Origin of the sequence: Bacteroides clarus YIT 12056 (genome assembly GCF_900129655.1) — a bacterium.
In the GTDB taxonomy this organism is placed as follows: Bacteria; Bacteroidota; Bacteroidia; order Bacteroidales; family Bacteroidaceae; genus Bacteroides; species Bacteroides clarus.
On the sequence record NZ_FQWK01000004.1, the window covers coordinates 402,131 to 425,830 of the forward strand.

The window sequence follows — 23,700 nt, forward strand, 5'->3', positions numbered from 1 at the left end:
AAGAATATAATGAAAACATTTCATATCTCCCGTCCGGACGAAGCCATCCGTCCGGCATTGATTGATAAAATCAATAATCTCACCAAGCCGAAAGGTGCTTTAGGTGCTTTGGAAAGCCTTGCGCTGCAAATCGGGCTCATCCAGCAAACCCTAACTCCCACCCTGCAACATCCGCAAAATGTCATCTTTGCCGCCGACCATGGCATTGTAGAGGAAGGTGTCAGCCTCTCGCCTAAAGAAATTACCTGGCAGCAAATCAGTAATTTCCTTCACGGAGGCGCAGGCGTCAACTTCCTGTGCCGTCAGCATGGATTTACGCTAAAGATTGTGGATGCCGGAGTGGATTATGACTTACCTTACGAGAAAGGTATCATCGATATGAAAGTACGTAAAGGTACGCGCAACTATCTGCATGAAGCTGCAATGACCGAGGAAGAAATGGAACTTTGCCTTGAGCGGGGCGCTGAAGTAGTGCGCCGTTGCCACGAAGAAGGCAGCAACATACTCAGTTTCGGAGAAATGGGGATAGGCAACACATCCTCTTCTTCCCTGTGGATGACTTGCCTTACAGGCATCCCGCTGCAAGAATGTGTAGGTGCGGGAAGCGGTCTGGACAACGCAGGTATTCGCCACAAGTACGAAGTGCTGAAACAATCGCTGGACAATTATAAAGGAGACGGCTCGCCACGCGACATCATCCGCTATTTTGGCGGGTTGGAAATGGTTATGGCAGTAGGCGCCATGTTGCAAGCCGCCGAACTGAAGATGATTATTCTGATAGACGGATTCATCATGACAAACTGCATTCTTGCCGCCGGCAAGCTGTATCCCGAAGTACTGGATTATGCTATCTTCGGGCATTGCGGGGATGAATCCGGACATAAACTCTTACTCGAGTCATTAAATGTCAACCCGTTATTACACTTAGGATTAAGACTTGGAGAAGGAACGGGGGCAATCTGTGCATACCCCATTGTAGACTCGGCTGTCCGCATGATTAATGAAATGGATAACTTTGCCCATGCCTCTATCACCAAGTACTTTTAAGGCTTCTGCAACCGTTATCCCTTTTGAATCGAAATCCGCAAATTGATAATTACATATTATGAATATACTGGCTGCATTTATCTTCTTCACGCGACTTCCTTTTTGGAAAATAAAAGAAGTGCCCGCCGAATGTTTCAAGCACGTAGTGCCCTACTGGTCGCTGACCGGCTGGCTGACCGGCGGTATCATGGCGGGTACATTATGGATTACCGGACAGATATTGCCTATATCCATTGCCTGGATTACAGCTATCATTGTACGCTTGCTCGTCACAGGCTGTCTGCACGAAGACGGATTGGCCGATTTTCTCGATGGTTTTGGCGGCGGTACTACCCGTGAGCGTACACTGGCCATCATGAAAGACTCGCATATCGGCAGTTACGGCGTTATCGGTTTGATAATCTACTTCTTACTGCTGTCACAGCTATCCATCCTTCCCCTGCATCTTCTCTGCATGCTTGTATTATGCGGTGATTGCTGGTCAAAATTCTGCGCATCCCAGCTCATCAACTATCTGCCATACGCCCGTAAAGAGGAAGACAGCAAAGCCAAAGTGATATACAATCGCATGAGTTGGCATGAGCTTCTCACTGCATTCATTTGCGGATTACTGCCGTTAATAGCGTTCCTACCCATAAAGCTATGGCCGGCCACTTTATTTCCGCTGTTGACCTTTATATTACTCTATCGACTGATGAAACATCGCCTGCAAGGATATACGGGCGATTGTTGCGGAGCAGCTTTTTTGCTTTGTGAATTATCCTTTTATATAGGCAGCCTTGTGATAGAGCATCTGTAAAGAGCAGGCTTCAAAGGATAATCATAAGACTTGAACAATCCTAAGCTGATTGGACATAAGCACCTGACTTAAAAACAAAATATTGAAATTATGGAAATAGTACTTATCCGACACACTTCTGTCGATGTTCCGCCCGGCGTATGCTACGGCCAGACAGATGTTCCTCTGAAACCGTCTTTTGAACAGGAAGCGGCTGTTAGCAAAGAAAATCTGAAGGTGTATTTACCTTTCGACCATGTATACACCAGTCCGCTCACACGCTGTGTACGCCTTGCCTCTTACTGCGGTTATCCGGATGCGGAACGTGACAGGCGGATTATGGAGATTAACTTCGGAGACTGGGAAATGAAGCCTTTCGACCGTAACGACGACCCGCGCCTGCAGGAATGGTATGCCGATTACTTGAATGTTGTAGCTACCGGTGGAGAATCGTTTGCCATGCAATACCAGCGTGTCAGCAGTTTTCTGGATGAACTGAAAACAAAACCATACCAACGGGTGGCAATCTTTGCGCATGGCGGAGTACTGATTTGCGCACAGATATATGCCGGACTTATCAAAGCCGAAGAAGCATTCAATGCGCTGACACCTTACGGAGGTATCATCAGAATTGAAGTATAAGCACCGGATGAACCATTAAGAATTAGAACTGCCCTATAAGAGACAAGCAAGTAGCCGTAGCGACGACAACCATTATCATCATCCATTCTGCACAACGGTTGATACGTATGGCAATCTGCATATCTTCCGTTGTCAGGGGACGCTCATGCTCCCCGATATAAGGTTTCCACACCTCTTCTCCAAAATAGTTGTGAGGTCCGCCAAAACGGCAATTCAAGATTCCGGCAAGAGCAGCTTCAGGGTAACCGGAGTTGGGACTGGCGTGCTGATTGCCGTACTTACCGACAAAGAGCAGCAATGAGAACCTGCCGGAAGCCGCCACCATAAGAAAAGCCGTCAAGCGTGCGGGAATATAGTTGGCAACATCATCCAGGCGCGCCGCAAAACATCCGAACCGGCTGTATCGCTCATTCCTGTATCCTATCATGGAGTCGAGTGTATTTATCATCTTATAAGCAATCATTCCCGGAACACCTAATATAATGTACCAAAATAACGGAGCGATAACCCCGTCGCTCAGATTCTCCGCCAATGTCTCCAATGCCGCCGTACGTACTTCCTGCGCCGAAAGCCCGGAAGTATCACGTCCTACAATGCGCGCCACCTGCCGCCTGCCTTCTTCCAAAGAACGGTCTACGGCCCTAAACACCTCACGAACCTCACGCACCAGCGTAGTACCGGCAAGACAATAGAAAATAAGCAGCACCTGCAAAGCCAAAAGCAGTCCGGGTGAATAATGCGCCACCCGACGCAGCAGAAACAGTGTAAGGAAATAAACGCCCGCCACAAGTGCCAGTGACATGGCAGCTCCTTTCAGAAAACGGGCATTCCCGTTGTTCAAGCGATGCTCACAGAAAGAAATGGCCTTACCGAAAGCCACCACAGGATGCGGCAACCAAACCGGATCACCCAGCCAGTGGTCGAGCAACCATGCCGTAAGCAACGGAAGGTTCAGATTAAAAGCAATACCTAACATGATGATTATATCTTCCATAAGCATATTCCCTTCATTCATACATTATAAATCCGAACTCATAAATTTTGCAATCGCAGCCACCAGCCTGTCATTCTCTTCCGGAGTTTGCGTGGCTATACGGAAAAACTGCTCGTTCAGCCCTGTAAAGTTGGAAGCGTCCCGAATGAGGATACCATGTTCTCCGGCAAGATAATCTTTCAGGGCGGATGCCTTGCCCATACGAAGCTGTACCAACATAAAATGCGTTTGCGTAGCCCATACTTCCAGTCCGCCAATGGCTTGAATCGCAGCGGACAGACGCGCCGTTTCTTCCAAATAAGCCGCTACATCCAACGGATTGGGAACATCATGTTCCAACAAAAACAGTCCCGCTTCAATGGCAAGCTGATTGACCGACCAAGGCATACGGTTAGTCCGTAAACGTACCAGCAAACCGGAATTGCCTGTCACATAGCCAAGCCGCAAACCGGGAACAGCATATCTTTTCGTCATGGAATGCAGCAGCAGGACATTGGAATATTCCACCGCCTCTTCCGGAGAAAAGAGCGGACACAAAGTAAAGAACTCATAAGACTGGTCTATAATAAAACAAACCTGCGGATTATGTTCAATCAGTTCGCGCATATATTCCTTATCAACCACTGTTCCTGTCGGATTATTGGGATTGCACAGCCAAAACATCCGCACATCGTCCGGTAAGAGATACCCGTCTTGTGCCTGGGGTAGCTGATATAATGAAGTAACCCGATGTCCGTGCATACGGCAGGCATCCGCATACTCGCTGAAAGTAGGTTGCAGAATAGCCGTATTCATACCCCGGAAAGTCTGTGCTATGAGATAGATGGCTTCAGTCGCGCCGTTTGTCACACAGACGGCATCGGCAGGCAGATGATACAGCCGGGCTATCCGGGCTTCAAGCGTGTAGGGTTCCGGTTCGGGGTAGTTGCCAATACCCCCAATCCGCTCGCACAGGTGCGCTTTCAAAAGAGAAAGGTCTACCTTGCTGTAAACGTTGGAACTGAAATTAGCCGTTACCGGGCGGTTATATTTGTAGGAATCATCTCCGTGTCCTTCAATCATATCTCTGTTATTATATTGGGTTCTCGGTCAATATCTGATAGATAAGCGGCATATCAACGTGGCGGCGCACATGTTCGGCAAGCTTGTCATATTGTTCTTCCTTAAACTGTTGATAATCGAATGCCCCTGTCTTCTCCGATAATTTATCGGCAAACGGTTCGAGCAGGAAGTCGATAAATTCCGGATTATCAAGAATACCGTGGATATAAGTTCCCATGCAGGTGCGGTCGGCCAAATACCCGTCCCACTGTCCATTTTCCAGTAAGTTCAGCGGAGACGCAGGCGCACCCTCTACGGGAACGGTGCTACCCATGTGAATCTCGTAGCCCTTTAATTGAAAGTTGGGAGTTGAAGGTTGAAAGTTGGGAGTCGGGAGACGAGAGTTACCGTGCGAAACAGCGGTACGGCAGCTTTCAAGCAGTTGGAAGTTCACTTGTCTCGTCACCTTCTCCCCCGTCATACGGGTACTCACAGGCAGAAGCCCCAAACCGGGCAAGCGGTCAATATCTCCTTCCACATGATCGGGGTCGAGTACTTCCTGCCCCATAAGCTGATAACCGCCGCAAATACCCAGTACGGCAGTCCCCTCACGATGGGCGCGGACAACAGCCTGCGCCACCCCGTTACGGCGAAGTTCATAAAGGTCGGAAAGCGTGCTTTTGCTACCGGGCAGAATGATGATATCCGCTTTTGCCAGTTCATCCGTATTATTGGTATAGAAAAGATGTACGCGCGGGTCACGTTCCAACGCGTTGAAATCAGTAAAATTGCTGAGATGGCGCAAAAGCACAACGGCAATGTTCACCTTTCCCCGTTCCGCCTGCATCGACTTTGCGGCAAGAGCCACCGAATCTTCCTCTTCTATATAAATATCCTTATAATAAGGCACTACACCCACAACGGGAATACCGCATAGTTCTTCAATCATCTTAACGCCCGATTCAAACAGGCGTATGTCTCCACGGAATTTATTGATAAGAATCCCCTTTATCCGTTCACGTTCATTCGGGCGAAGCAACATTACCGAACCGTAGACACTGGCAAACACCCCACCCCGGTCAATATCCGCTACCAGAATCACATCCGCCCCGGCATACAAGGCCATAGGAAGATTTACCAAATCGGAGTCACGCAAATTGATTTCGGAGATACTCCCCGCACCTTCCAGTACCACAGGATTATATCTCCGTGCCAGCCTGTCATAAGCGGCGCGCACCTCTTTACGCAACTCTTCACGCCCTTCCTTGCGGAAATAATCATACGCGTTGCGATTGCCGATGGGACGGCCGTTCAGAACCACCTGCGAGGTATGGTCGGACTGTGGCTTCAACAGCAGCGGATTCATGTCCGTATGGCAAGGCACACCCGCAGCTTCAGCCTGCACAGCCTGCGCGCGGCCAATCTCCAACCCCTCGGGAGTGGCATACGAGTTTAACGCCATATTCTGCGCCTTATAAGGCGCAGGCCGGTAACCGTCCTGCTTGAAAATACGGCAGAAAGCAGCCGCAATAATGCTCTTGCCCACATCACTGCCCGTGCCGGCAAACATAATAGGGTGAAGTATCTTCATATATTTCTGTATTTCCGAGCGCAAAGGTAGCAAAAAGGTCGGTAGATTGAACAATAGAAAAGAAAGAGTGTTTCAAGTTTATCATTCTAAACCTAAACGATAAACTTGACATATGAAACAAATCTTACTCATTATCCTTCTGGGAACGGGTCTTTCCGTAACGGCACAAACCCTTTCCCTGAGTTTCGATGATGCCCTGCGGCAAATGCAGCAGGGAAACCGCAGCCTGAAGATAGCCGACAAAGGCATTGAAGCCGCACGCGCAGAGCGTGACAAGCTGAATGCCCTTTGGTATCCCAGTCTGCAAGGTGCGGGAACATTCGTACATCTGTCCGAAAAGATAGAAGTCAAACAACCTCTTTCGCAATTTACAGACCCCGCCAAAGACTTCGTGCACAACATCGTCCCCGACGACCAGTTCATCAGCAGCATCCTCGACCAGATAGGCAGCCACACACTCGTCTTTCCGCTTGCTCCGAGCAACCTCACCACCGTAGGACTGACAGCCGAATGGATTGTCTTCTCCGGTGGAAAACGTATCCGTGCCGGTAAAATAGGAAACACGATGATTGACATGGCACGCGAAAACCGTGAGCAAACCGACGCCACCCAACGTACCCTTTTAGCGGAGAGTTATTTCGGACTGCGTCTGGCACAAGAAGTGGCGCGCGTGCGCCAAGATACCTACCGCAGCCTGCAACGCCATTACGAGAATGCACTGAAACTGGAATCCGCCGGAATGATAGACAAAGCCGGACGGCTCTTTGCGCAAGTAAACATGGACGAAGCGCAACGCTCGTTGGAAGCCTCGCAAAAAGAAGTCGCTGTTTTGCAAAACGCATTGCGCACATTGCTCAATATGGACGACACCTGCGACATACAGCCTACTTCCCCACTCTTCATAAATGCCGTCCTACCCGCCAAGGAAGAGTTCCTGCAAACCATGCGAACCGAGAACTACACCGTCAACCAATTGCAGTTACAGTCGCACATCGCCAAGCAACAGCTCCGTATCGACCAAAGCGGATACCTGCCCGACATCGCCGTATTCGGCAAACAGACATTGTACGCCCACGGCATCCAAAGCAACCTCGTCCCCCGCACCATGATAGGAGTAGGATTCACCTGGAATCTTTTTGACGGCTTGGCACGGGAGAAACGGATACGCCAATCCAAGATAGCCCAACAAACCCTTGCCATAGGACAAGAAAAAGCCAAAGACGATTTAAGCGTGGGCATCGACAAGCTCTACACGCAGATGCAGAAATCCCAGGACAATGTACGTGCACTGAATACCACTATCGAACTGAGTGAAGAGCTGGTGCGTATCCGCAAGAAATCGTTCACCGAAGGCATGGCTACGAGTACCGAAGTAATAGATGCCGAAACGATGCTGGCTACCGTACGTGTCGCCCGTTTGGCTGCCTATTACGAGTATGACGTGGCGCTGATGAACCTTCTGGCGCTATGCGGCATACCGGAACAGTTTGATAAATTGAGAATTGAGAATTAAAAATTGAGAAACAGGCTGCGCAATGGGAGTTTTAATTCCTTGGGCAATCCTATGTTATACTTTATAATTGTAATAAAAATGAATATCAACAATAAAACCATCAGCATTACATTCATCGTCATATTAGCCGTTACCGTAGCAGTGTCGGCCATTGGAATGTTACTTATGAGCCGGCAGCCCATGGTGCTGCAAGGGCAGATAGAGGCCACAGAGATACGTATCAGCGGAAAGCTTCCGGGACGCATCGACTCCTTTCTTGTAGAGGAAGGCAAATGGGTAAAAGCCGGTGACACGCTCGTTGTCATCAACAGCCCCGTCATCGAAGCCAAGTACCGCCAAGTCAATGCGCTGGAACAGGTGGCCCAAGAACAGAACAAAAAGATTGACGCCGGTACACGACGGCAGATTGTCGCCACAGCCCGGCAGCTATGGAACAAAACGCAAAGCGACCTCACTCTTGCCCAAACCACCTATCAGCGTATCCTCACCCTCTACAAGGACAGTGTCGTTACCTCGCAGCGCAAGGATGAAGCAGAGGCCATGTACAAAGCCGCTCAAGCTGCCGAACGCGCCGCCTACCAACAGTATCAAATGGCAGTAGACGGTGCGCAGAGTGAAGACCGTGCCGCCGCCCGCAGTCTTGTAGATGCCGCCCGCAGTACTGTCGATGAAGTCTCCGCCCTCTTGGTAGACTCCAGACTCACCGCTCCCGAAGACGGGCAGATAGCCACAATCTTTCCCAAACGCGGCGAACTGGTCGCTCCGGGTACCCCTATTATGAGTTTGGTTGTGATGAATGATGTACACGTAGTCCTGAATATCCGGGAAGACCTGATGCCCCGATTCAAAATGGGCGGTACATTCAAGGCCGACGTTCCCGCCCTCGACCGAAAGGGTATCGAATTCCGCATCTATTACATCAGTCCTTTGGGCAGTTTTGCCACCTGGAAGTCCACTAAACAAACAGGCAGCTACGATATGCAAACCTTTGAAATACACGCACGCCCTGTACAAACGGTAGAAGGATTGCGACCGGGAATGTCCGTACTGCTGGCAATCGACGCAAAGTAGTAGTCGTCCGTATCACCATACAAGCCCCTTATTATGAATTTATTATATAATACTTTCTTCCGCGAATATCACCGTATCACCTCACGCCGTCTTTACCTCGGCGTGTGCATTATCCTGCCCCTGTTCTGTCTGTTCTTCATGGCCACCATTTTCGGCAACGGACAAATGGAAAACATCCCCATAGGCATTGTAGACCAGGACAACACAGCCACTTCACGCAACATCTCCCGCCGCATATCGGCAACCCCTACATTCAGCGTTACGGAGCATTTTACCGATGAAGCCTCTGCACGCCAGGCATTGCAGCGGAAAGAAATATACGGCTACCTGTCCATCCCGCCCCGGTTCGAGCAGAAAGCCGTCAGCGGAACGGATGCGTCACTGACCTATTACTACCACTATGCCCTGCTTTCGGTAGGAAGCGAACTAATGGCTGCCTTTGAAACCACGCTTGCCCCCGTAGCCCTATCTCCTATCATCGTCCAGGCAGAAGCGTTGGGAGTGGGACAAGAACAAATGCAGACCTTCCTTCTTCCGGTAGAAGCCAGTACGCATCCGCTCTATAACCCGGATATGGATTACTCTATCTATCTGAGCCAGCCGTTTTTCTTCGTCCTGTTCCAAATACTGATTTTGCTTGTAACCGTCTATGCCATAGGCAGCGAATTCAAGTTCGGTACAACCCGGGACTGGCTTCGGGCTGCCATACCCGCAGGAAAAGACCCCGACAATCCGCAAAATGCCGACATCCTGACTGCTGTTGCAGGAAAGCTGTTGCCCTACACCCTTATATTCTCAATCATAGGTATACTGGCAAACTATGTTCTGTTCAGCCCTTTGCATATCCCCTTTCACGGCAGCCTGTGGTTGATGAACGTCGTAACAATACTGTTTATCATGGCTACGCAGGCATTGGCAGTGCTGATATTCTCTATCTTCCCTAAAATAGCTTATATCATCAGTGTCGTTTCAATGGTAGGTTCATTGGGAGCTACCCTGTCCGGGGTCACCTTTCCGGTAACGGCCATGTACGCGCCTGTCCATGCCGCATCCTATCTGTTTCCGGTACGTCATTTCACCGAAGCGGCACAAGCCATGATTTATTTCAATGCAGGCTTTGCTTATTTCTGGCAATCGGTAGCCATACTACTGATATTCCTACTGCTGGCGATACTGATTCTGCCTTTATTGAAATGGTGGATAAAGAGAACGGTAGAGAGCGAAGAAACCCTTCATGTCAGTGAAGAAGATAATGTAATCCGCCGCGAATGGAAAGCCATCTCCACCAATCCCGCCATCCTGTTGGTATTGGCGGGCGGTATATTCCTCTACGGCTTGCTCTACAACTATATGTATGCTCCCAATCTGGTGCGTAAAGCCCCCGTTGCCGTAGCAGACCTCTCCCACTCCGCGCTCAGCCGGGAGTATGTGCGCTGGCTGGATGCCGCCCCGCAGACATCGGTCTATGCCCAAACGTCCAATATCCTCGAAGCCCGCGAATGGATGAAGAAAGGCGAAGTTGCCGGCATACTCTATATTCCTGCCGACTTCGAGACGCGTGTGGCACGCGGCGAAACGTCCGTATTCACCCTTTACGCCTCTACCGACGCATTTCTCAACTTCAAGGGATTGCAAGAAGCAAGTTCACGCGTCATGCTTGCCGTAAACGATGCCCACCGACCTGCCGGAGCTGTTTTCCTGCCACCGCAAGGGTTGCTGGCCGTTGCATCATCCGCTCCCGTCAGCGTATCGGGAACAGCTCTCTACAATTACACCGAAGGGTATGGCTCTTATCTGATTCCTGCCGTAATGATTGTCATCATCTTCCAGACGATGCTGATGGTGATTGCCATGCTTACAGGCGAAGAGGCGGAAAAGAGACGAAAAGGGGTCTTTCCCATGAACGCCCGTTCTTTGGGAAATGCTCTGTGCATCGTGTCGGGAAGAACTTTCGTATATGTCATGCTGTATGTTGTGTTCTCCATATTCCTGTTGGGACTTCTTCCGCATATTTTCAGCATACCCAACATAGGAAACGGTTGGGACATTGCCACTATGATGATTCCTTTCCTGCTTGCCACAAGTTTCTTTGCGCTTGCCGTATCCCGCTGGTTTACCGACTCCGAAGCCCCGCTGCTGATGATAGCCTTCTTTTCAGTGGGCTACATCTTCCTTTCCGGCGTTTCCTATCCGTTGGAGTTGATGCCCTGGTATTGGCAAGCGGCGCATTACGTCTTCCCTGTGGCTCCCGCAGTACTCGCTTTCGTAAAATTAAATTCAATGGGTGCCGACCTTGCCGACATCTGGCCTCAGATGCTGACGCTATGGATACAAGTAATCGTATACGGCGCATGGGCGGTGCACACAACAAGGCGGGTTTATAAACGAAGTAACATCGAGACAGGTAACATAAAGGCATAAAAAAAGGCTATCTATCCCAGACAGCCAATCTTTTTGTTAACCTTAAATCTAATACTATGAAAAACACATTGCAAATATACGGACATTTCGGGAATCTCCAAATTATTCGGGGGCTGCAGCCCGACTTATAACATGGTTTAATAGGAATACGCTGTTGTTAACAAATTGATACCCGAAAATTAAGAAAAAGTTACTATCTTCACCCCCAATTTAAATGCAGTGACTAAAAAAGCAATACAATGATTCATACCATCCTCGATACAGACCTCTACAAGTTTACAACGTCATACGCCTACATCAAGTTGTTTCCTTATGCTTTGGGAACCTTCAGCTTCAAAGACAGGGACGAGACAGCGTATACGGACGAGTTTCTGCGGCGACTGAAAGAAGCGGTTGCCAGGCTGTCCGAAGTGACGCTGACCCGTGAAGAACTGGAGTACATGACGAAGCATTGCCGCTTCCTGCCCGGAGTTTACTGGGAATGGCTGTCCTCTTTCCGTTTCCGGCCGGACAAGATTGATATCTCTCTGGACAAAGACCGCCATCTGAGCATCGAATTTACCGATTATCTATACAAAGCAACCCTCTACGAAGTACCCCTTCTTGCCATTGTATCTGAAATCAAGAATCAGGTTCTCGGCAACGTCGCGGATATGGACGACATTATCTGCAAACTGTCGGAAAAGGTCACGCTGTCCAACGAGCACCGGCTTTCTTTCTCGGAGTTCGGCACACGCAGACGTTTCTCATTCGAAGTACAGGACAAGGTTATCGACTGCCTGAAACAGACCGCCCATTATTGCACAGGAACATCCAACTGCCACTTCGCCATGAAATACGGTCTGAAGACAATGGGAACGCACCCGCACGAATGGTTTATGTTTCATGGAGCGCAGTTTGGTTACAAACACGCCAACTACATGGCTTTGGAGAACTGGGTAAACGTGTACGACGGAGATTTGGGCATCGCCCTGTCCGACACCTATACATCCGGTGTGTTCCTGACCAATTTAAGCCGCAAGCAGGCAAAGCTCTTCGACGGTGTGCGCTGTGACTCCGGAGATGAGTTCGAGTTTACCGACAAACTGGTTGCCCGCTATCGCGAACTGGGCATAGATTCCACTACCAAGACAATCGTATTCAGCAATGCCCTGGACTTCGGCAAAGCCCTCGACATACAGGAACACTGCCGCGGCAAAATTCGCTGCGCTTTCGGCATCGGTACCAACCTGACCAACGACACCGGCTTCAAGCCCTCGAACATCGTGATGAAGCTGACGCAATGCAAAATGAACGTCAACCAGGAATGGCGCGAATGCGTAAAGCTGTCCGACGATAAAGGAAAACATATCGGCAGCAAAGAAGAAGTACGCGCCTGCCTGTACGATTTACGGCTGCTATAAAACTGTTTCCGGCACCATTCAAAACATAATACCATGAAAAAAGCCCTGTTCATCTTCCTATCGGCAGCATTGGGAAATATCCTCGCCGCAAACGCCCAGTATTATAATACCACCGGCAAACACCTGTACTATGAAACCCACAACAGCCGGAACAACATCACACGTCAGTCCCTGTCCTTCGTCAAGCAGACCGAAGCCGAAAATGATACGCTGCACATCACACTGGCGGATTCCGTCCTTCCTCTCAACGAAGAAAAGAAAGGCTTCATGTCCCGACAAAAGATAGCCTATACCCAAGACAACACCATTGTGTATATGATGGATGAAACGTCCATGAGCGATGACATGAAAATCATCATGGACAACAAGGAAAAGGAAGAGGAAGTCATGAAAAAGCTCAGTTCCGAAGGATGTATCTATATTGTGCTGCACAACCGCGTCAGGAAAGGCGAGAAAATGAAGAAAAGCAAATACACCTTCAAGGCCGGACCAATCAAGATGACAACCACCCTAAACGGAGAATACCAGGGCTTTGAACGGCTCAAAACGCCTGCCGGAGAATTCGACTGCATAAAGCTGACCTATACCATGAAAGCGAACATGCTCCTTTTCTTCTCCGAAACGGTTAATATCACCGAATGGTATGCCCAAGGCATCGGCTTGGTAAAGAGCGAGGAGTACGAAAACAAAGAAAAGACAAAGACAATCAAGACCTTAATCGATATAAAGGAACCGTTATAGCCTCTTCCTCTTATAAGCAAACTCCTGCCATTTCTCTTCCGGCCAGTCCTGTCGCTGCATCTCCGTGCGTGCCATGACAAAGAAGAGATCCGACAGGCGATTCACGAAGCTCAAAATATCCTCATTCAGCGGAGATTGGCGGTGAAGCGTCCATAAGCGTCTTTCGGCACGCCTTGCCACCGTGCGGGCAAAATGCAGTTGCGCCGAAACGGGCGTACCGCCCGGCAGAAGGAAATAACCGTTCTCTGTCAGCCCGGCAGTCATGGCATCCATTTCCTGTTCGCAGCGTACGGTCAGTCCGGCGGCAGAAAGAAGATTAGGATTCAATACATCATCGGGAGTAGCCACATGGCTCATCACTACCATCAGTTCCTTCTGAATAGTGTGCAGCAATTCCTGCCGGTCATCCCCGGCAGAGAGCATGGAACGCACAATGCCTATCACAGCATTCAGCTCGTCCAGGCAACCGTTTGCCTCGATGCGAATATCATCTTTGGGGACACGTGCTCCGCCATGAATTCCGGTTGTCCCCTTGTCTCCCGTACGGGTATATACTTTTTTCATCTTTTATTCAAATAACTTCATTATATCCGTCTCTCCCCAATAAAGGTGCGTATAACTCGCTATCGTGTTCTTATAACGGAATACGGGCGTGCTCACCGGCTGCCCTTTGGCGTTATACACCTGCGCGACGGTAGGCGGCATATACAGCTCTTTCCGGCTGTCATCGGGAGCCGTCCCCGGCTTTCCAAACTGCGTATAATGAAACTCGTGTCCCCGCAAACGCTGCCCCTTATAGTCGAAGCTGCGATACCCCAATGTCAGTTTCCGGTATGCACTCTCATTGGAGATATAAAAAGGAAATACACCCGCCATTCTGTCGAACCCGCAACCGCCACCCTCATGTTCCCGTTTGTCATAACCTATGGCATACGAAAGGTAAATCAGTCCGCCACACTCCGCCAGTGTCCTGCCACCGGACTCTATATACTCCCGAACGGATTCTTTCACCCGACGGGCTCCGGCGAGCGTCACGGAATACTTTTCAGGATACCCGCCCGGCAAGTACAACAAATCGATATCCCGCGATATGGGAACATCCTTTTCAGGATCGAAGAAAGAGACACTCCCCATTTCGCGCAATATCTCCAAATGTTCCTCATAAATGAAAGAGAAAGATTCCTCATTACGCGCCACCGATATACGCAGACCGCCCGGTTTCCGACCGCCGACCCTATCCTGCCCCTTTCCCCTCATTTCCCGCAACGGAAGCGCCGTCTTTTCCAGCAACAGTTTCCAATCCACGTATTGCTCCAGCAACCCTGTCAGAGTACCGATGGCATCCGTACCTTCGGATCGGCTGAAATCAAGCCCCAAATAACGCGATTCCTGCTCCAGCGCTTTCGTCTTCGGAAGGTAGCCCAAACAGGCAACGCCCACCTCGTCACACACTTCCCGAAGCATTTCATAATGCCGGGGCGACCCCACACGATTGAATATCACCCCCGCAATCCGTATCTCCGGACGAAAATGAATGAATCCCGACAGCAAAGGAGCCATCGAATAAGCGGCAGACTTGGCATCCACCACCAGCACGACAGGAAGCTGCAACAACCGCGCTATCTCCGCCGAAGACCCCCGGTCGCGATCGTACCCGTCGAACATCCCCATCATCCCTTCCACAATGCAGGCGTCCGCAGAAGCGGCGCGGCGCGCGTAAAGCTCGCGCACATGTTCACCGGAAGCCATAAACGTGTCCAGATTAACGGACGCGCGTCCGCATACAGCCGTATGGTACTTGGTATCGATATAATCCGGTCCGCATTTAAAAGGCTGTACCGCCAACCCTTTTTGCGTCAGCAGAGCCATCAGGCCGCGGCTTACGGTAGTCTTTCCGCTACCCGATGTAGGGGCTGCTATGAGAAATTGAGGAATGTGGCGCATGTCGCTTGAATTTAAATATAAGGTATAAAGTATAAGCAGGCTCTCCGTTACAGACTGATTTACGGATTTTATTCGGCAAAGGTAAAAATATCTCCGACAAAAACCTTATCTTAGCTGCCAAATATAAAAAAACCGCTATGATAACCGAAGAACTTAAAAAACTCTACATCGCGCATACCGGGCACGAACCCGAAGCCATCGACGAACTTCCCTCTTCCGGCTCCAACCGCCGTTATTTCCGCCTCACAGGCACGCCTACACTGATAGGCGTCAGCGGCGAATCCGTCGAGGAAAACCGTGCCTTTCTCTATATGGCAGAGCATTTCCGCCAAAAGGGCTTACCCGTACCCCAAGTATTTATCCGTTCCGAAGACGACGTGTACTACCTTCAGGAAGATTTGGGAGACACTCTCCTGTTCAATGCCATCGAGAAAGGGCGCAAGACGAGCGTATTCGGAGAAGAGGAGAAGCAATTGCTGCGTAAAACCATCCGCCTGCTGCCCGCCGTACAGTTTGCCGGAGCCGACGGCATGGACTTCTCCTATTGCTATCCGCAGGCGGAGTTCAACAGCCGCAGCATCCTGTGGGACTTGAACTACTTTAAATACTGTTTCCTCAAGGCAACCGGCATGGATTTCCAGGAAGACCGTCTGGAAGATGATTTCCAGAAAATGGCGGACGTACTCCTTCGCAGCAGTTCCGCCACTTTCATGTATCGCGACTTCCAGAGCCGCAACGTAATGATTAAGGACGGCGAACCCTGGCTTATCGACTTCCAGGGCGGACGCAAAGGCCCTGTCTACTATGACGTGGCTTCGTTCCTGTGGCAAGCCAAAGCCAACTATCCCGACAGTCTGCGCCAAGAGCTCCTGAAAGAGTACATCGAAGCCTTGCGCAAATACCAGCCGGTGGATGAGAACTACTTCTATGCCCAGCTCCGTCATTTCGTACTGTTCCGCACCATGCAGGTGTTAGGCGCCTACGGTTTCCGCGGTTACTTCGAGAAGAAGCCCCACTTCATCCAAAGCGTGCCTTTCGCCATTGAAAACCTGCGCCAGCTGTTGCAAGAGCCTTACCCCGAATATCCGTATCTCTGCAAAGTGCTGCACGAACTGACCGAGCTGAAACAATTCACCGACGACCTGCAAAAACGTCGTCTGGTGGTAAAAGTCACCAGCTTTGCCTATAAAAAAGGCATCCCCGAAGATTCTTCCGGCAATGGCGGCGGCTTCGTATTCGACTGTCGCGCCGTGAACAACCCCGGTAAATACGAACGTTACAAGCCCTTCACCGGCCTCGACGAACCCGTTATCCGCTTTCTTGAAGAGGACGGAGAAATCGCCGTCTTCCTCGAGCACGTATACGCCCTGGTGGATGCATCCGTAAAACGGTATATGGAACGCGGTTTCACCAGCCTGTCCGTATGTTTCGGCTGTACAGGCGGTCAGCACCGTTCCGTATATTCGGCACAGCATCTTGCCGAGCACCTGAACAAGAAATTCGGCGTGCAAGTGAACCTGATGCATAGAGAACAGAACATAGAACAAAGCTTTAGCGCAAAAAAGTAAACAGTGAAAGCAATGATATTCGCTGCCGGACTGGGTACCCGCCTTCGTCCGCTGACAGACCACACCCCGAAAGCGCTCGTCTCCGTAGCCGGAAAACCGATGTTGGAACGGGTGATTCTACGACTGAAAGAGGCCGGATTCAATGACATTACGGTCAACATCCACCACTTCGGAGAACAGATTATCGGGTTTCTCCGCGCCAATAACAATTTCGGCGTCACTATCCACATCAGTGACGAGCGGGAGATGCTGCTCGACACCGGTGGCGGGATAAAGAAAGCCCGTCCTTTTCTGGACGGCGACGAGCCGTTCTTAGTACACAACGCCGACATCCTTTCCGATATAGATCTCGCAGAGTTTTACAGGCATCACCGGGAGAGCGATGCGGAAGCTACACTGCTCGTCAGCCGGCGGCAGACATCCCGTTACCTGTTACTGGATGACGCCAACCGTCTGCATGGCTGGATTAATAAATCCACAGGCGAAACCAAGCCCGAGGGGTTCTCTTTCCGGGAAGGCCGATACAAGGAAATGGCTTTCGGCGGTATTCACGTCATATCCCCTTCCCTTTTCCGCTATATGGAAAGGGGACAATGGAAAGAAAAGTTCTCCATTATCCCCTTCTACCTGTCTGTCTGCGAAACAGCCCGCATACAGGGCTATCCGCTTCAAGACCGCCGTTGGTTCGACATCGGCAAACCGGAAACACTGGCTAAAGCCGAAGCGTACTATTCGTCAGACCGGCAAGCGTTCCCTTCTTTTTAAGCCAATGCCAATATCAGAAGTTGTGCGGTCAGCACCCGTAGGAACATAGCCAGCGGATAAACCGTAGCATATCCCACGGCGGGCGCATCGCACGAAGTCAGTTCCGAAGAATAAGCCAGTGCCGGCGGATTGGTATTCGTTCCTGAAAGTACGCCTATCAGTGTATAGTAGTTCAGTTTCCAGGCATAGCGTCCTATCAGTCCGCCCACCAGCAACGGAACTATCGTTATAATCGCGCCGTATGCTATCCACACATAGCCGCCCTCGTGGATAATGGTATCTACGAAGCCTTTACCCGCTCCCAATCCCACACATGCAAGGAAGAGGGAGATACCTATTTCACGTATCATCAGATTGGCGCTCATGGTGGTATACGTTATCAGTTTATACTGGGGGCCGAAACGGCTGATAAGTATGGATACAATCAGCGGACCGCCTGCAAGCCCCAGCTTGACCGGTTGCGGAATGCCCGGAAACATGAAAGGCAGACTTCCCAAAATACATCCCAACGCTATGCCCAGGAAGATGGGAATCAGGTTCGGATGGTTCAAACGTTTCAAGGAGTTGCCCAGTACCTTTTCCGTATGACTTACAGCCAGTTCGCTACCCACAATCGTTACCCGGTCACCCATTTGCAACTGCAGGTGAGGAGTTGCCACCAAGTCCACTCCCGAACGGTTGATACGGGTGATGCTTGCACCGAAGTTATTACGGATTTTCAGCTGCGCCAGCGATTTCCCATTCAGTTCCGGCTTGGTAATCAAGATACGGCGGGAAATCAGTTTCTTGTCCTGCTCCCACTCCGCGCTGATCTGCCTGCCGAAAAAGGCGATGATGGCTTCCATATCTTTCGGGTTGGAGATGAACAGAATTTGGTCTTGCAGATGCAATACCGTATCGGCATTCACCAGTTCCACCTCGTTTTCCGAATCACGGTGACGGATACGCGAGATGACAAATGCACGGTTCAGCAACGGCTTTATCTCCTTTATCGTCTTGCCGTCCACCGCCTCGTTTCGTATCTCCACGGAAACGGGGCGTACGGTCAGCTCCTGCAAATGTCCCAGCCCCTGTTCGGCTTCCGCCTCTTCTTTCCGGGTATTGATATGGAGCAGATATTTCAACGCCAGCAAAGCCAGAATACATCCGATAACACCCAAAGGATACGCCACCGCATAGCCCAATGCTATCTCCGGCGCGTCAATCCCGTTCAAATCGCTGTTGGCCTGCTGCGCAGCGCCCAGTCCCGGAGTGTTGGTCACCGCTCCCGACAAGATGCCGACCATTGTAGTAATAGGTATTCCCGTTATGAAATGAAGCGCCACCGTAATCAGGACACTGATAAACACAACCAGTACCGCCAGCACGTTCAGCGTAAATCCCCCTTTCTTAAAGGCGGAGAAAAAGCCGGGCCCCACCTGCAGACCGATAGAATAAACAAACAGAATCAATCCGAACTCTTTCAGGAAGTGGAGTAAGTGTTCATCCAGATTCAGGTCGAAATGACCGAATACGATACCTACGAACAATATCCAGGTAACGCCCAGCGATATTCCGGCAACCTTTATCTTGCCAAGCATAATGCCGAACGCGATGACAAGCGACAAAATAAGTACGGAGTGCGCCACCCCGCCACCCCACAGATTGGGGTATCCCTCAAAGAGATTTCTTAATAATTCCATAGTTTCAACGTATAATAACAGGGTAATCGGTAATCAAGTAAAAAAAGTACCCCCACAGAAATCACTTCTCCGGGGATACAAGTTTTCACACATTAAAAATAACTATTTATAAAGGCATATTGCCGTGTTTCTTCGGCGGATTGCTCTGGTTCTTGTTATGAGCCATTTCCAATGCCTGTACCAGCTTATAGCGGGTGTTACGGGGCATGATTATCTCATCGATGAAGCCTCGTTCGGCAGCACGGTAAGGATTGGAGAACTTCTCCTCGTATTCCTTGATAATCTCTTCCTTCTCTTCGGGAGAGGACTTTCTGTACAAGATATTCACGGCTCCTTCCGCGCCCATTACGGCAATCTCGGCCTGCGGATAGGCAAGATTCACGTCAGAGCCGGTAGGCTTGCTGGACATTACGATATACGCGCCGCCATAAGCCTTGCGGGTTATCAGCGTTATCTTGGGCACGGTAGCCTCTGCATAGGCATAGACAATCTTGGCTCCATGACGGATGATGCCGTTGTGCTCCTGTACCGTGCCGGGCAAGAATCCCGGAACGTCCTCAAACGTTATCAGCGGAATATTGAAACAGTCGCAGAAACGTATAAAGCGTGCCGCCTTGTCCGAAGCGTCGATGTCGAGCACGCCTGCCAGATAAGCCGGCTGGTTGGCTACAATACCCACCGAACGTCCGTTCAGCCGTCCGAAGCCCACCACCACGTTCTTGGCGAAGTGGGGCATCACCTCAAAGAAATACTGGTTATCCAGTACCGGTTCGATAATGTCCTTGATGTCATAAGGCATATTCGGGTCTTCCGGTATGATGGTCTGTAACGCTTCCGTCTGGCGATGAATATCATCCGTACAAGCTGCGAACGGAGCGTCTTCCATATTGTTGGACGGCAGGAAACTCAGCAGTTCACGGATGCTCATCAGCGTCTCCTCTTCCGTATTGCACATAAAGTGGGTGACGCCGCTCTTGCTGCTATGCGTATAGGCGCCGCCCAGTTCTTCCTTGTCCACTTCCTCGTGCGTAACGGTCTTTACCACGTCCGGACCCGTGATGAACATATGGCTCTGCTCCTTCACCATGAAGATAAAGTCCGTCAATGCCGGCGAATAGCATGCGCCACCCGCACAAGGGCCCAGGATAGCCGAAATCTGCGGGATTACTCCCGAAGCTATCGTATTCTGATAAAAGATGGAAGCATATCCCGCCAGGCTGTTCACGCCCTCTTGTATGCGTGCGCCGCCGGAATCGTTCAGGGCGATGACGGGAGCGCCGTTTTTCAATGCCAACTGCTGCACTTTTACAATCTTGGCCGCATTCGTCTCGCTCAGCGAGCCGCCATGCGCCGTAAAGTCGTAGGCGTATACAAACACCTGACGTCCGTCAATCTTTCCGTAACCGGTCACCATGCCGTCGCCCGCTATCTGTTTCTTCTCCATGCCGAAGTTCGTGCAACGGTGGGTAACGAACTTATCCAATTCATTGAAAGTGCCCTTGTCCAGCAACATGTCGATGCGTTCGCGCGCCGTCATGCGCCCGGAGGCGTGTTGCTTCTCTATCTTGTCTACTCCGCCACCCAGCGAGGCGCGTTTATCCAGTTCCTCAAAACGCGCGTATATTTCTTCTCTATTCATGATTATTCTTCTTTAATAAGTTCCAATTCTACCAATACCTGATTCGCGTTTACCGGCTCGCCTTCGTTCACCAATATGTTTTTCACGACGCAGTCCGCATTAACCTTGTAATTGCTCTGCATCTTCATGGCTTCCAGCACTACGGCAATGTCTCCGGCCGCCAGGCGGTCGCCCGCCTTCACGGGAATGCTCACTACCTTACCCGGCATCGGGGCGATAATCTTGTCACCCTGTTTCTCGTCCGCCCCTTTCTTCATGTGCAGATACTTGGCTTGCGTATCCACGATATCCACATGATACGAACGGTAGAACATACTCACGTCATAGCTCTTTCCGCCTTCTCCACGCACCAGTCCCGCGTTGAACGAGTTCCCGTCGTGCAGAATGGAGCAGCTTCCGTTTTCCGCCATTACGATATCCACTTCGTACGGCTTCCCGTCGATGGTGAGCTGTACCTTATTTCCCTCTTTACTGACCAGCGTAACGTCCGCCACACGGTCTCCGATATGTATTTCCATAAACAATTTCCTTTAAATTCTCAGCACACCCTTCTGCAATCCGAACTCGCGCCAGCGGCTGATAGGACGGCCGTCGGGCAACTGTGTCGAAGCGTTCTCTTCCAGGTTCACCAGATAATCCATATAAGCCGCAATCATGGCGACATTCTCTATCTCTTCGTTGCTGCCGTTGGAGCGTACCAGCATGCGCGCGTTCTTCTCGATGAACAGCGTGTTGTACTCGCCCTTCACAAAATCGGGCACGTGCATGATACGTTTCAGATAGGCAAGGTTGGTTTTCAGTCCGGTTATCTTATACTCGTACAGCACACGGCGCATACGCTCGATGGCGTATTGGCGGGTGGTGGCCCATACGATGAGCTTGCCTATCATCGGGTCGTAGTAGACGGGGATTTCGTATCCCTCGTACACGTTACTGTCAATGCGCACGCCGATACCGTTCGGTTCGGTCAGTTGCTTGATGATACCCGGCGAAGGCATGAAGTTGTTCTCCGTATCTTCGGCGCAGATACGGCACTCTATGGCATGACCGCGCTGGAAGATGTCTTCCTGGCGGAGATGCAGCGGCTGGTCGTCGGCTACAAAAATCTGCTCTTTCACCAAGTCCACGCCCACCACTTCTTCCGTGATGGGATGCTCCACCTGCAAACGCGTATTCATTTCGAGGAAGTAGAAGTTCCTGTTCTTGTCCACCAGAAATTCGATGGTACCCGCACCCGAATAGTTTACGGCCTTGGCGGCGGCAACCGCCTTCTCTCCCATCTCCTTGCGCAGCTCTGGCGTCAGGAACGGTGACGGGCTTTCTTCCACAATCTTCTGGTTGCGGCGTTGCACCGAACACTCGCGGTCGAACAGATGAATCACATTGCCGTGGTTATCACCCAAAATCTGGAACTCTATGTGATGCGGTTCTTCCACAAACTTCTCCAGATACACCGTGTCGTCGCCGAATGAGGACATCGACTCCGAACGCGCCGTATTATACGCTTCCACCACTTCTTCTTCCTTGTGAATAAGGCGCATGCCTTTGCCGCCACCGCCCATAGACGCTTTCAGCATCACCGGATAACCGATTTCGTTACAGATGCGTACGGCCTCTTCGGCACTTTGCAAAGGCTGTTCCGTACCCGGCACTACGGGTACGCCGGCCGCAATCATCCGCTTGCGGGCGGCTATCTTGTCGCCCATGGCTTCCATGGTTTCCGCCGAAGGGCCGATGAAGATAATGCCTTCTTCCTTGCAACGGCGGGCAAACTCCGAATTCTCCGACAAGAAGCCGTAGCCCGGATGAATGGCATCCGCACCGCAATGCTTCGCCACTCCGATTACTTTCTCTATGTTCAGATAACTCTCTTTGGCCGCGGCCGCTCCTATCGGATAGGCTTCGTCGGCGTACGCTACATGATGCGAAGTACGGTCGGCTTCGGAAAATATAGCCACGGTCAGTATTCCCATTTCCTTGCAGGAGCGCATCACGCGCAGGGCAATCTCACCTCTGTTCGCTATCAATACTTTCTTTATCATTTTCTCTTGATTTATTTATATAAGGAATATTTCCGGCCGCCAATTGCGTCAGACAAGCATGACACAAGCAATCCGGATAGGTTTCTTTCAAATAAGCGTGTTGCTCCGGGCTCAGCCGGACGGACGCGCAATGGCACTGTAATATATCATTGTGCATGCACTCGAATGTTGCACCACAACGCGGACATACCTTTTGCATAGGCATCTCTTTTTTTATAGTTAAACGTTAACTTGGGCTTCGTACTGCTTTCCTATCCCACGAGAAAAGACAGACTTTAATGAATGGCAGGTCTTCTGACTGACTCCTTATCTTGATGCCTTCCCGATATATAAACGCATATCAGTGGCAAAGGTTCTTATCAAGACTTCGTTTGACGGAGCTTCACAGCAGCGGGACTGTCCGGGATTTACACCCGGTTCCCTTTTAATCCGAACGGCAGATACGTCCGTCCGGAACCGATTCGGGGGGCAAAGATAAAGAAAAACTAAAATAATTAGGAATAAAAGACAAAATAATGTATAAAAGTCTTTATCTTTGCTCCCGGAATTGGCAATCGGGAAGGCATATCCGCCTGCCGATGTAAGGGAATCCGGTGCAAAACCGGAGCTGTACCTGCAGCTGTAATCCTCAGTAAAAGACGCTTGTATCCGCAAAAGCCACTGTCGCAGCAATGCGATGGGAAGGCAATACAAGCAGAGGAGAGCCAGAATACCTACCAGTTTCCGTAACTTGAGCACTGAGCTTCCAGGATTAGAAGCGATGTCCCCCATACTGATACGATAGGATTCCTATTTTACTCTTTCGGGCCATTATCCTT

General features: G+C 50.5%; 20 protein-coding genes and 2 riboswitches. Of the genes, 10 read left to right on the forward strand and 10 right to left on the reverse strand.

Translation table 11 applies throughout. The features are described from left to right. Positions 1-9 precede the first annotated feature (9 nt). The 3 genes from cobT to cobC all read left to right on the forward strand — a co-directional run bounded on the left by cobT (position 10) and on the right by cobC (position 2,467). Positions 10-1,047: a nicotinate-nucleotide--dimethylbenzimidazole phosphoribosyltransferase gene (gene cobT, locus BUB52_RS09100; protein WP_009120871.1), complete on the forward strand. Its 1,038-nt coding sequence runs from the start codon at positions 10-12 to the stop codon at positions 1,045-1,047. A gap of 58 nt (positions 1,048-1,105) precedes the next feature. Further along, entirely contained in the window at positions 1,106-1,846 is a 741-nt protein-coding gene (locus BUB52_RS09105; RefSeq protein ID WP_009120870.1) for an adenosylcobinamide-GDP ribazoletransferase, read from the forward strand. Between the two features lie 90 nt (positions 1,847-1,936). Beyond that, a complete protein-coding gene (gene cobC, locus BUB52_RS09110; protein ID WP_009120869.1) occupies positions 1,937-2,467 on the forward strand; it encodes an alpha-ribazole phosphatase in 531 nt (176 codons plus the stop codon). A gap of 22 nt (positions 2,468-2,489) precedes the next feature. Here cobC and cbiB read toward each other — a convergent pair whose 3' ends face one another. The 3 genes from cbiB to BUB52_RS09125 are packed head-to-tail and all read right to left on the reverse strand — an operon-like array spanning position 2,490 to position 6,093. Next, positions 2,490-3,461, reverse strand: a complete 972-nt coding sequence (gene cbiB, locus BUB52_RS09115; protein WP_039950408.1) for an adenosylcobinamide-phosphate synthase CbiB — start codon at positions 3,459-3,461, stop codon at positions 2,490-2,492. Positions 3,462-3,485: 24 nt separating this feature from the next. Continuing rightward, the gene (locus BUB52_RS09120) at positions 3,486-4,523 is read right to left on the reverse strand and encodes a threonine-phosphate decarboxylase (RefSeq protein WP_009120867.1); all 1,038 of its coding nucleotides are present in this window, start codon (positions 4,521-4,523) and stop codon (positions 3,486-3,488) included. A gap of 10 nt (positions 4,524-4,533) precedes the next feature. Then, on the reverse strand, positions 4,534-6,093 hold the full coding sequence (locus BUB52_RS09125; protein ID WP_009120866.1) for a cobyric acid synthase: 1,560 nt from the start codon (positions 6,091-6,093) through the stop codon (positions 4,534-4,536). Positions 6,094-6,205: 112 nt separating this feature from the next. Between BUB52_RS09125 and BUB52_RS09130 the strand changes: the two genes are divergently transcribed. The 5 genes from BUB52_RS09130 (at position 6,206) to BUB52_RS09150 (ending at position 13,242) form a co-directional block, all read left to right on the forward strand. Then, entirely contained in the window at positions 6,206-7,606 is a 1,401-nt protein-coding gene (locus BUB52_RS09130) for a TolC family protein (protein ID WP_009120865.1), read from the forward strand. 78 nt (positions 7,607-7,684) lie between these two features. Next, positions 7,685-8,677 carry an HlyD family secretion protein gene (locus BUB52_RS09135; protein WP_039950314.1) on the forward strand — a complete coding sequence of 331 codons (993 nt, stop codon included), beginning with the start codon at positions 7,685-7,687 and terminating at the stop codon, positions 8,675-8,677. A 33-nt stretch (positions 8,678-8,710) separates the two neighbouring features. Beyond that, entirely contained in the window at positions 8,711-11,098 is a 2,388-nt protein-coding gene (locus BUB52_RS09140) for an ABC transporter permease (protein WP_073212644.1), read from the forward strand. A gap of 239 nt (positions 11,099-11,337) precedes the next feature. Continuing rightward, positions 11,338-12,501, forward strand: coding sequence for a nicotinate phosphoribosyltransferase (gene pncB, locus BUB52_RS09145; RefSeq protein ID WP_009120862.1), 1,164 nt, complete (start codon positions 11,338-11,340; stop codon positions 12,499-12,501). Between the two features lie 33 nt (positions 12,502-12,534). Further along, entirely contained in the window at positions 12,535-13,242 is a 708-nt protein-coding gene (locus BUB52_RS09150; protein ID WP_009120861.1) for a TapB family protein, read from the forward strand. On the opposite strand, the gene BUB52_RS09155 is transcribed toward BUB52_RS09150, so the two are convergent. Both BUB52_RS09155 and BUB52_RS09160 read right to left on the reverse strand, forming a co-directional pair. Further along, a complete protein-coding gene (locus BUB52_RS09155; protein WP_009120860.1) occupies positions 13,237-13,806 on the reverse strand; it encodes a cob(I)yrinic acid a,c-diamide adenosyltransferase in 570 nt (189 codons plus the stop codon). The two genes, BUB52_RS09150 and BUB52_RS09155, sit on opposite strands and share 6 nt — an antisense overlap. Positions 13,807-13,809: 3 nt before the next feature. Further along, the gene (locus BUB52_RS09160) at positions 13,810-15,186 is read right to left on the reverse strand and encodes a cobyrinic acid a,c-diamide synthase CobB (protein ID WP_009120859.1); all 1,377 of its coding nucleotides are present in this window, start codon (positions 15,184-15,186) and stop codon (positions 13,810-13,812) included. 137 nt (positions 15,187-15,323) lie between these two features. Here BUB52_RS09160 and BUB52_RS09165 point away from each other — a divergent pair, with 137 nt between their 5' ends. Then, positions 15,324-16,754 carry a RapZ C-terminal domain-containing protein gene (locus tag BUB52_RS09165; protein ID WP_009120858.1) on the forward strand — a complete coding sequence of 477 codons (1,431 nt, stop codon included), beginning with the start codon at positions 15,324-15,326 and terminating at the stop codon, positions 16,752-16,754. A 3-nt stretch (positions 16,755-16,757) separates the two neighbouring features. Beyond that, complete coding sequence (locus tag BUB52_RS09170; RefSeq protein WP_039950311.1) at positions 16,758-17,519, forward strand: nucleotidyltransferase family protein; 762 nt, start codon at positions 16,758-16,760, stop codon at positions 17,517-17,519. Here the strand turns inward: BUB52_RS09170 and BUB52_RS09175 are convergent. The 5 genes from BUB52_RS09175 to BUB52_RS09195 all read right to left on the reverse strand — a co-directional run bounded on the left by BUB52_RS09175 (position 17,516) and on the right by BUB52_RS09195 (position 23,087). Continuing rightward, on the reverse strand, positions 17,516-19,201 hold the full coding sequence (locus BUB52_RS09175) for a putative transporter (RefSeq protein WP_009120856.1): 1,686 nt from the start codon (positions 19,199-19,201) through the stop codon (positions 17,516-17,518). The genes BUB52_RS09170 and BUB52_RS09175 overlap by 4 nt on opposite strands. Before the next feature lie 106 nt (positions 19,202-19,307). After that, positions 19,308-20,840: an acyl-CoA carboxylase subunit beta gene (locus BUB52_RS09180; RefSeq protein WP_009120855.1), complete on the reverse strand. Its 1,533-nt coding sequence runs from the start codon at positions 20,838-20,840 to the stop codon at positions 19,308-19,310. A gap of 2 nt (positions 20,841-20,842) precedes the next feature. Continuing rightward, complete coding sequence (locus BUB52_RS09185) at positions 20,843-21,358, reverse strand: acyl-CoA carboxylase biotin carboxyl carrier protein subunit (RefSeq protein WP_009120854.1); 516 nt, start codon at positions 21,356-21,358, stop codon at positions 20,843-20,845. A gap of 12 nt (positions 21,359-21,370) precedes the next feature. Continuing rightward, the gene (gene accC / locus BUB52_RS09190) at positions 21,371-22,882 is read right to left on the reverse strand and encodes an acetyl-CoA carboxylase biotin carboxylase subunit (RefSeq protein WP_009120853.1); all 1,512 of its coding nucleotides are present in this window, start codon (positions 22,880-22,882) and stop codon (positions 21,371-21,373) included. Next, on the reverse strand, positions 22,848-23,087 hold the full coding sequence (locus BUB52_RS09195) for a cysteine-rich CWC family protein (protein ID WP_073212646.1): 240 nt from the start codon (positions 23,085-23,087) through the stop codon (positions 22,848-22,850). The genes accC and BUB52_RS09195 overlap by 35 nt, the downstream gene beginning before the upstream one ends. Positions 23,088-23,149: 62 nt before the next feature. After that, a riboswitch (cobalamin riboswitch) is annotated at positions 23,150-23,359 on the reverse strand. 54 nt (positions 23,360-23,413) lie between these two features. Next, positions 23,414-23,617, forward strand: a riboswitch (cobalamin riboswitch). Positions 23,618-23,700 lie beyond the last annotated feature (83 nt).

Bases quoted from the DNA above. Each gene is read 5' to 3' on its own strand.
- BUB52_RS09195 (WP_073212646.1), bottom strand. From the start codon at position 23,087: ATGCCTATGCAAAAGGTATGTCCGCGTTGTGGTGCAACATTCGAGTGC.
- BUB52_RS09160 (WP_009120859.1), bottom strand. From the start codon at position 15,186: ATGCGCCACATTCCTCAATTTCTCATAGCAGCCCCTACATCGGGTAGC.
- cobT (WP_009120871.1), top strand. From the start codon at position 10: ATGAAAACATTTCATATCTCCCGTCCGGACGAAGCCATCCGTCCGGCA.
- BUB52_RS09135 (WP_039950314.1), top strand. From the start codon at position 7,685: ATGAATATCAACAATAAAACCATCAGCATTACATTCATCGTCATATTA.
- BUB52_RS09120 (WP_009120867.1), bottom strand. From the start codon at position 4,523: ATGATTGAAGGACACGGAGATGATTCCTACAAATATAACCGCCCGGTA.
- BUB52_RS09125 (WP_009120866.1), bottom strand. From the start codon at position 6,093: ATGAAGATACTTCACCCTATTATGTTTGCCGGCACGGGCAGTGATGTG.
- BUB52_RS09140 (WP_073212644.1), top strand. From the start codon at position 8,711: ATGAATTTATTATATAATACTTTCTTCCGCGAATATCACCGTATCACC.
- BUB52_RS09130 (WP_009120865.1), top strand. From the start codon at position 6,206: ATGAAACAAATCTTACTCATTATCCTTCTGGGAACGGGTCTTTCCGTA.
- BUB52_RS09155 (WP_009120860.1), bottom strand. From the start codon at position 13,806: ATGAAAAAAGTATATACCCGTACGGGAGACAAGGGGACAACCGGAATT.
- BUB52_RS09150 (WP_009120861.1), top strand. From the start codon at position 12,535: ATGAAAAAAGCCCTGTTCATCTTCCTATCGGCAGCATTGGGAAATATC.
- BUB52_RS09185 (WP_009120854.1), bottom strand. From the start codon at position 21,358: ATGGAAATACATATCGGAGACCGTGTGGCGGACGTTACGCTGGTCAGT.
- BUB52_RS09180 (WP_009120855.1), bottom strand. From the start codon at position 20,840: ATGAATAGAGAAGAAATATACGCGCGTTTTGAGGAACTGGATAAACGC.
- BUB52_RS09165 (WP_009120858.1), top strand. From the start codon at position 15,324: ATGATAACCGAAGAACTTAAAAAACTCTACATCGCGCATACCGGGCAC.
- cbiB (WP_039950408.1), bottom strand. From the start codon at position 3,461: ATGGAAGATATAATCATCATGTTAGGTATTGCTTTTAATCTGAACCTT.
- accC (WP_009120853.1), bottom strand. From the start codon at position 22,882: ATGATAAAGAAAGTATTGATAGCGAACAGAGGTGAGATTGCCCTGCGC.
- BUB52_RS09175 (WP_009120856.1), bottom strand. From the start codon at position 19,201: ATGGAATTATTAAGAAATCTCTTTGAGGGATACCCCAATCTGTGGGGT.
- BUB52_RS09105 (WP_009120870.1), top strand. From the start codon at position 1,106: ATGAATATACTGGCTGCATTTATCTTCTTCACGCGACTTCCTTTTTGG.
- cobC (WP_009120869.1), top strand. From the start codon at position 1,937: ATGGAAATAGTACTTATCCGACACACTTCTGTCGATGTTCCGCCCGGC.
- pncB (WP_009120862.1), top strand. From the start codon at position 11,338: ATGATTCATACCATCCTCGATACAGACCTCTACAAGTTTACAACGTCA.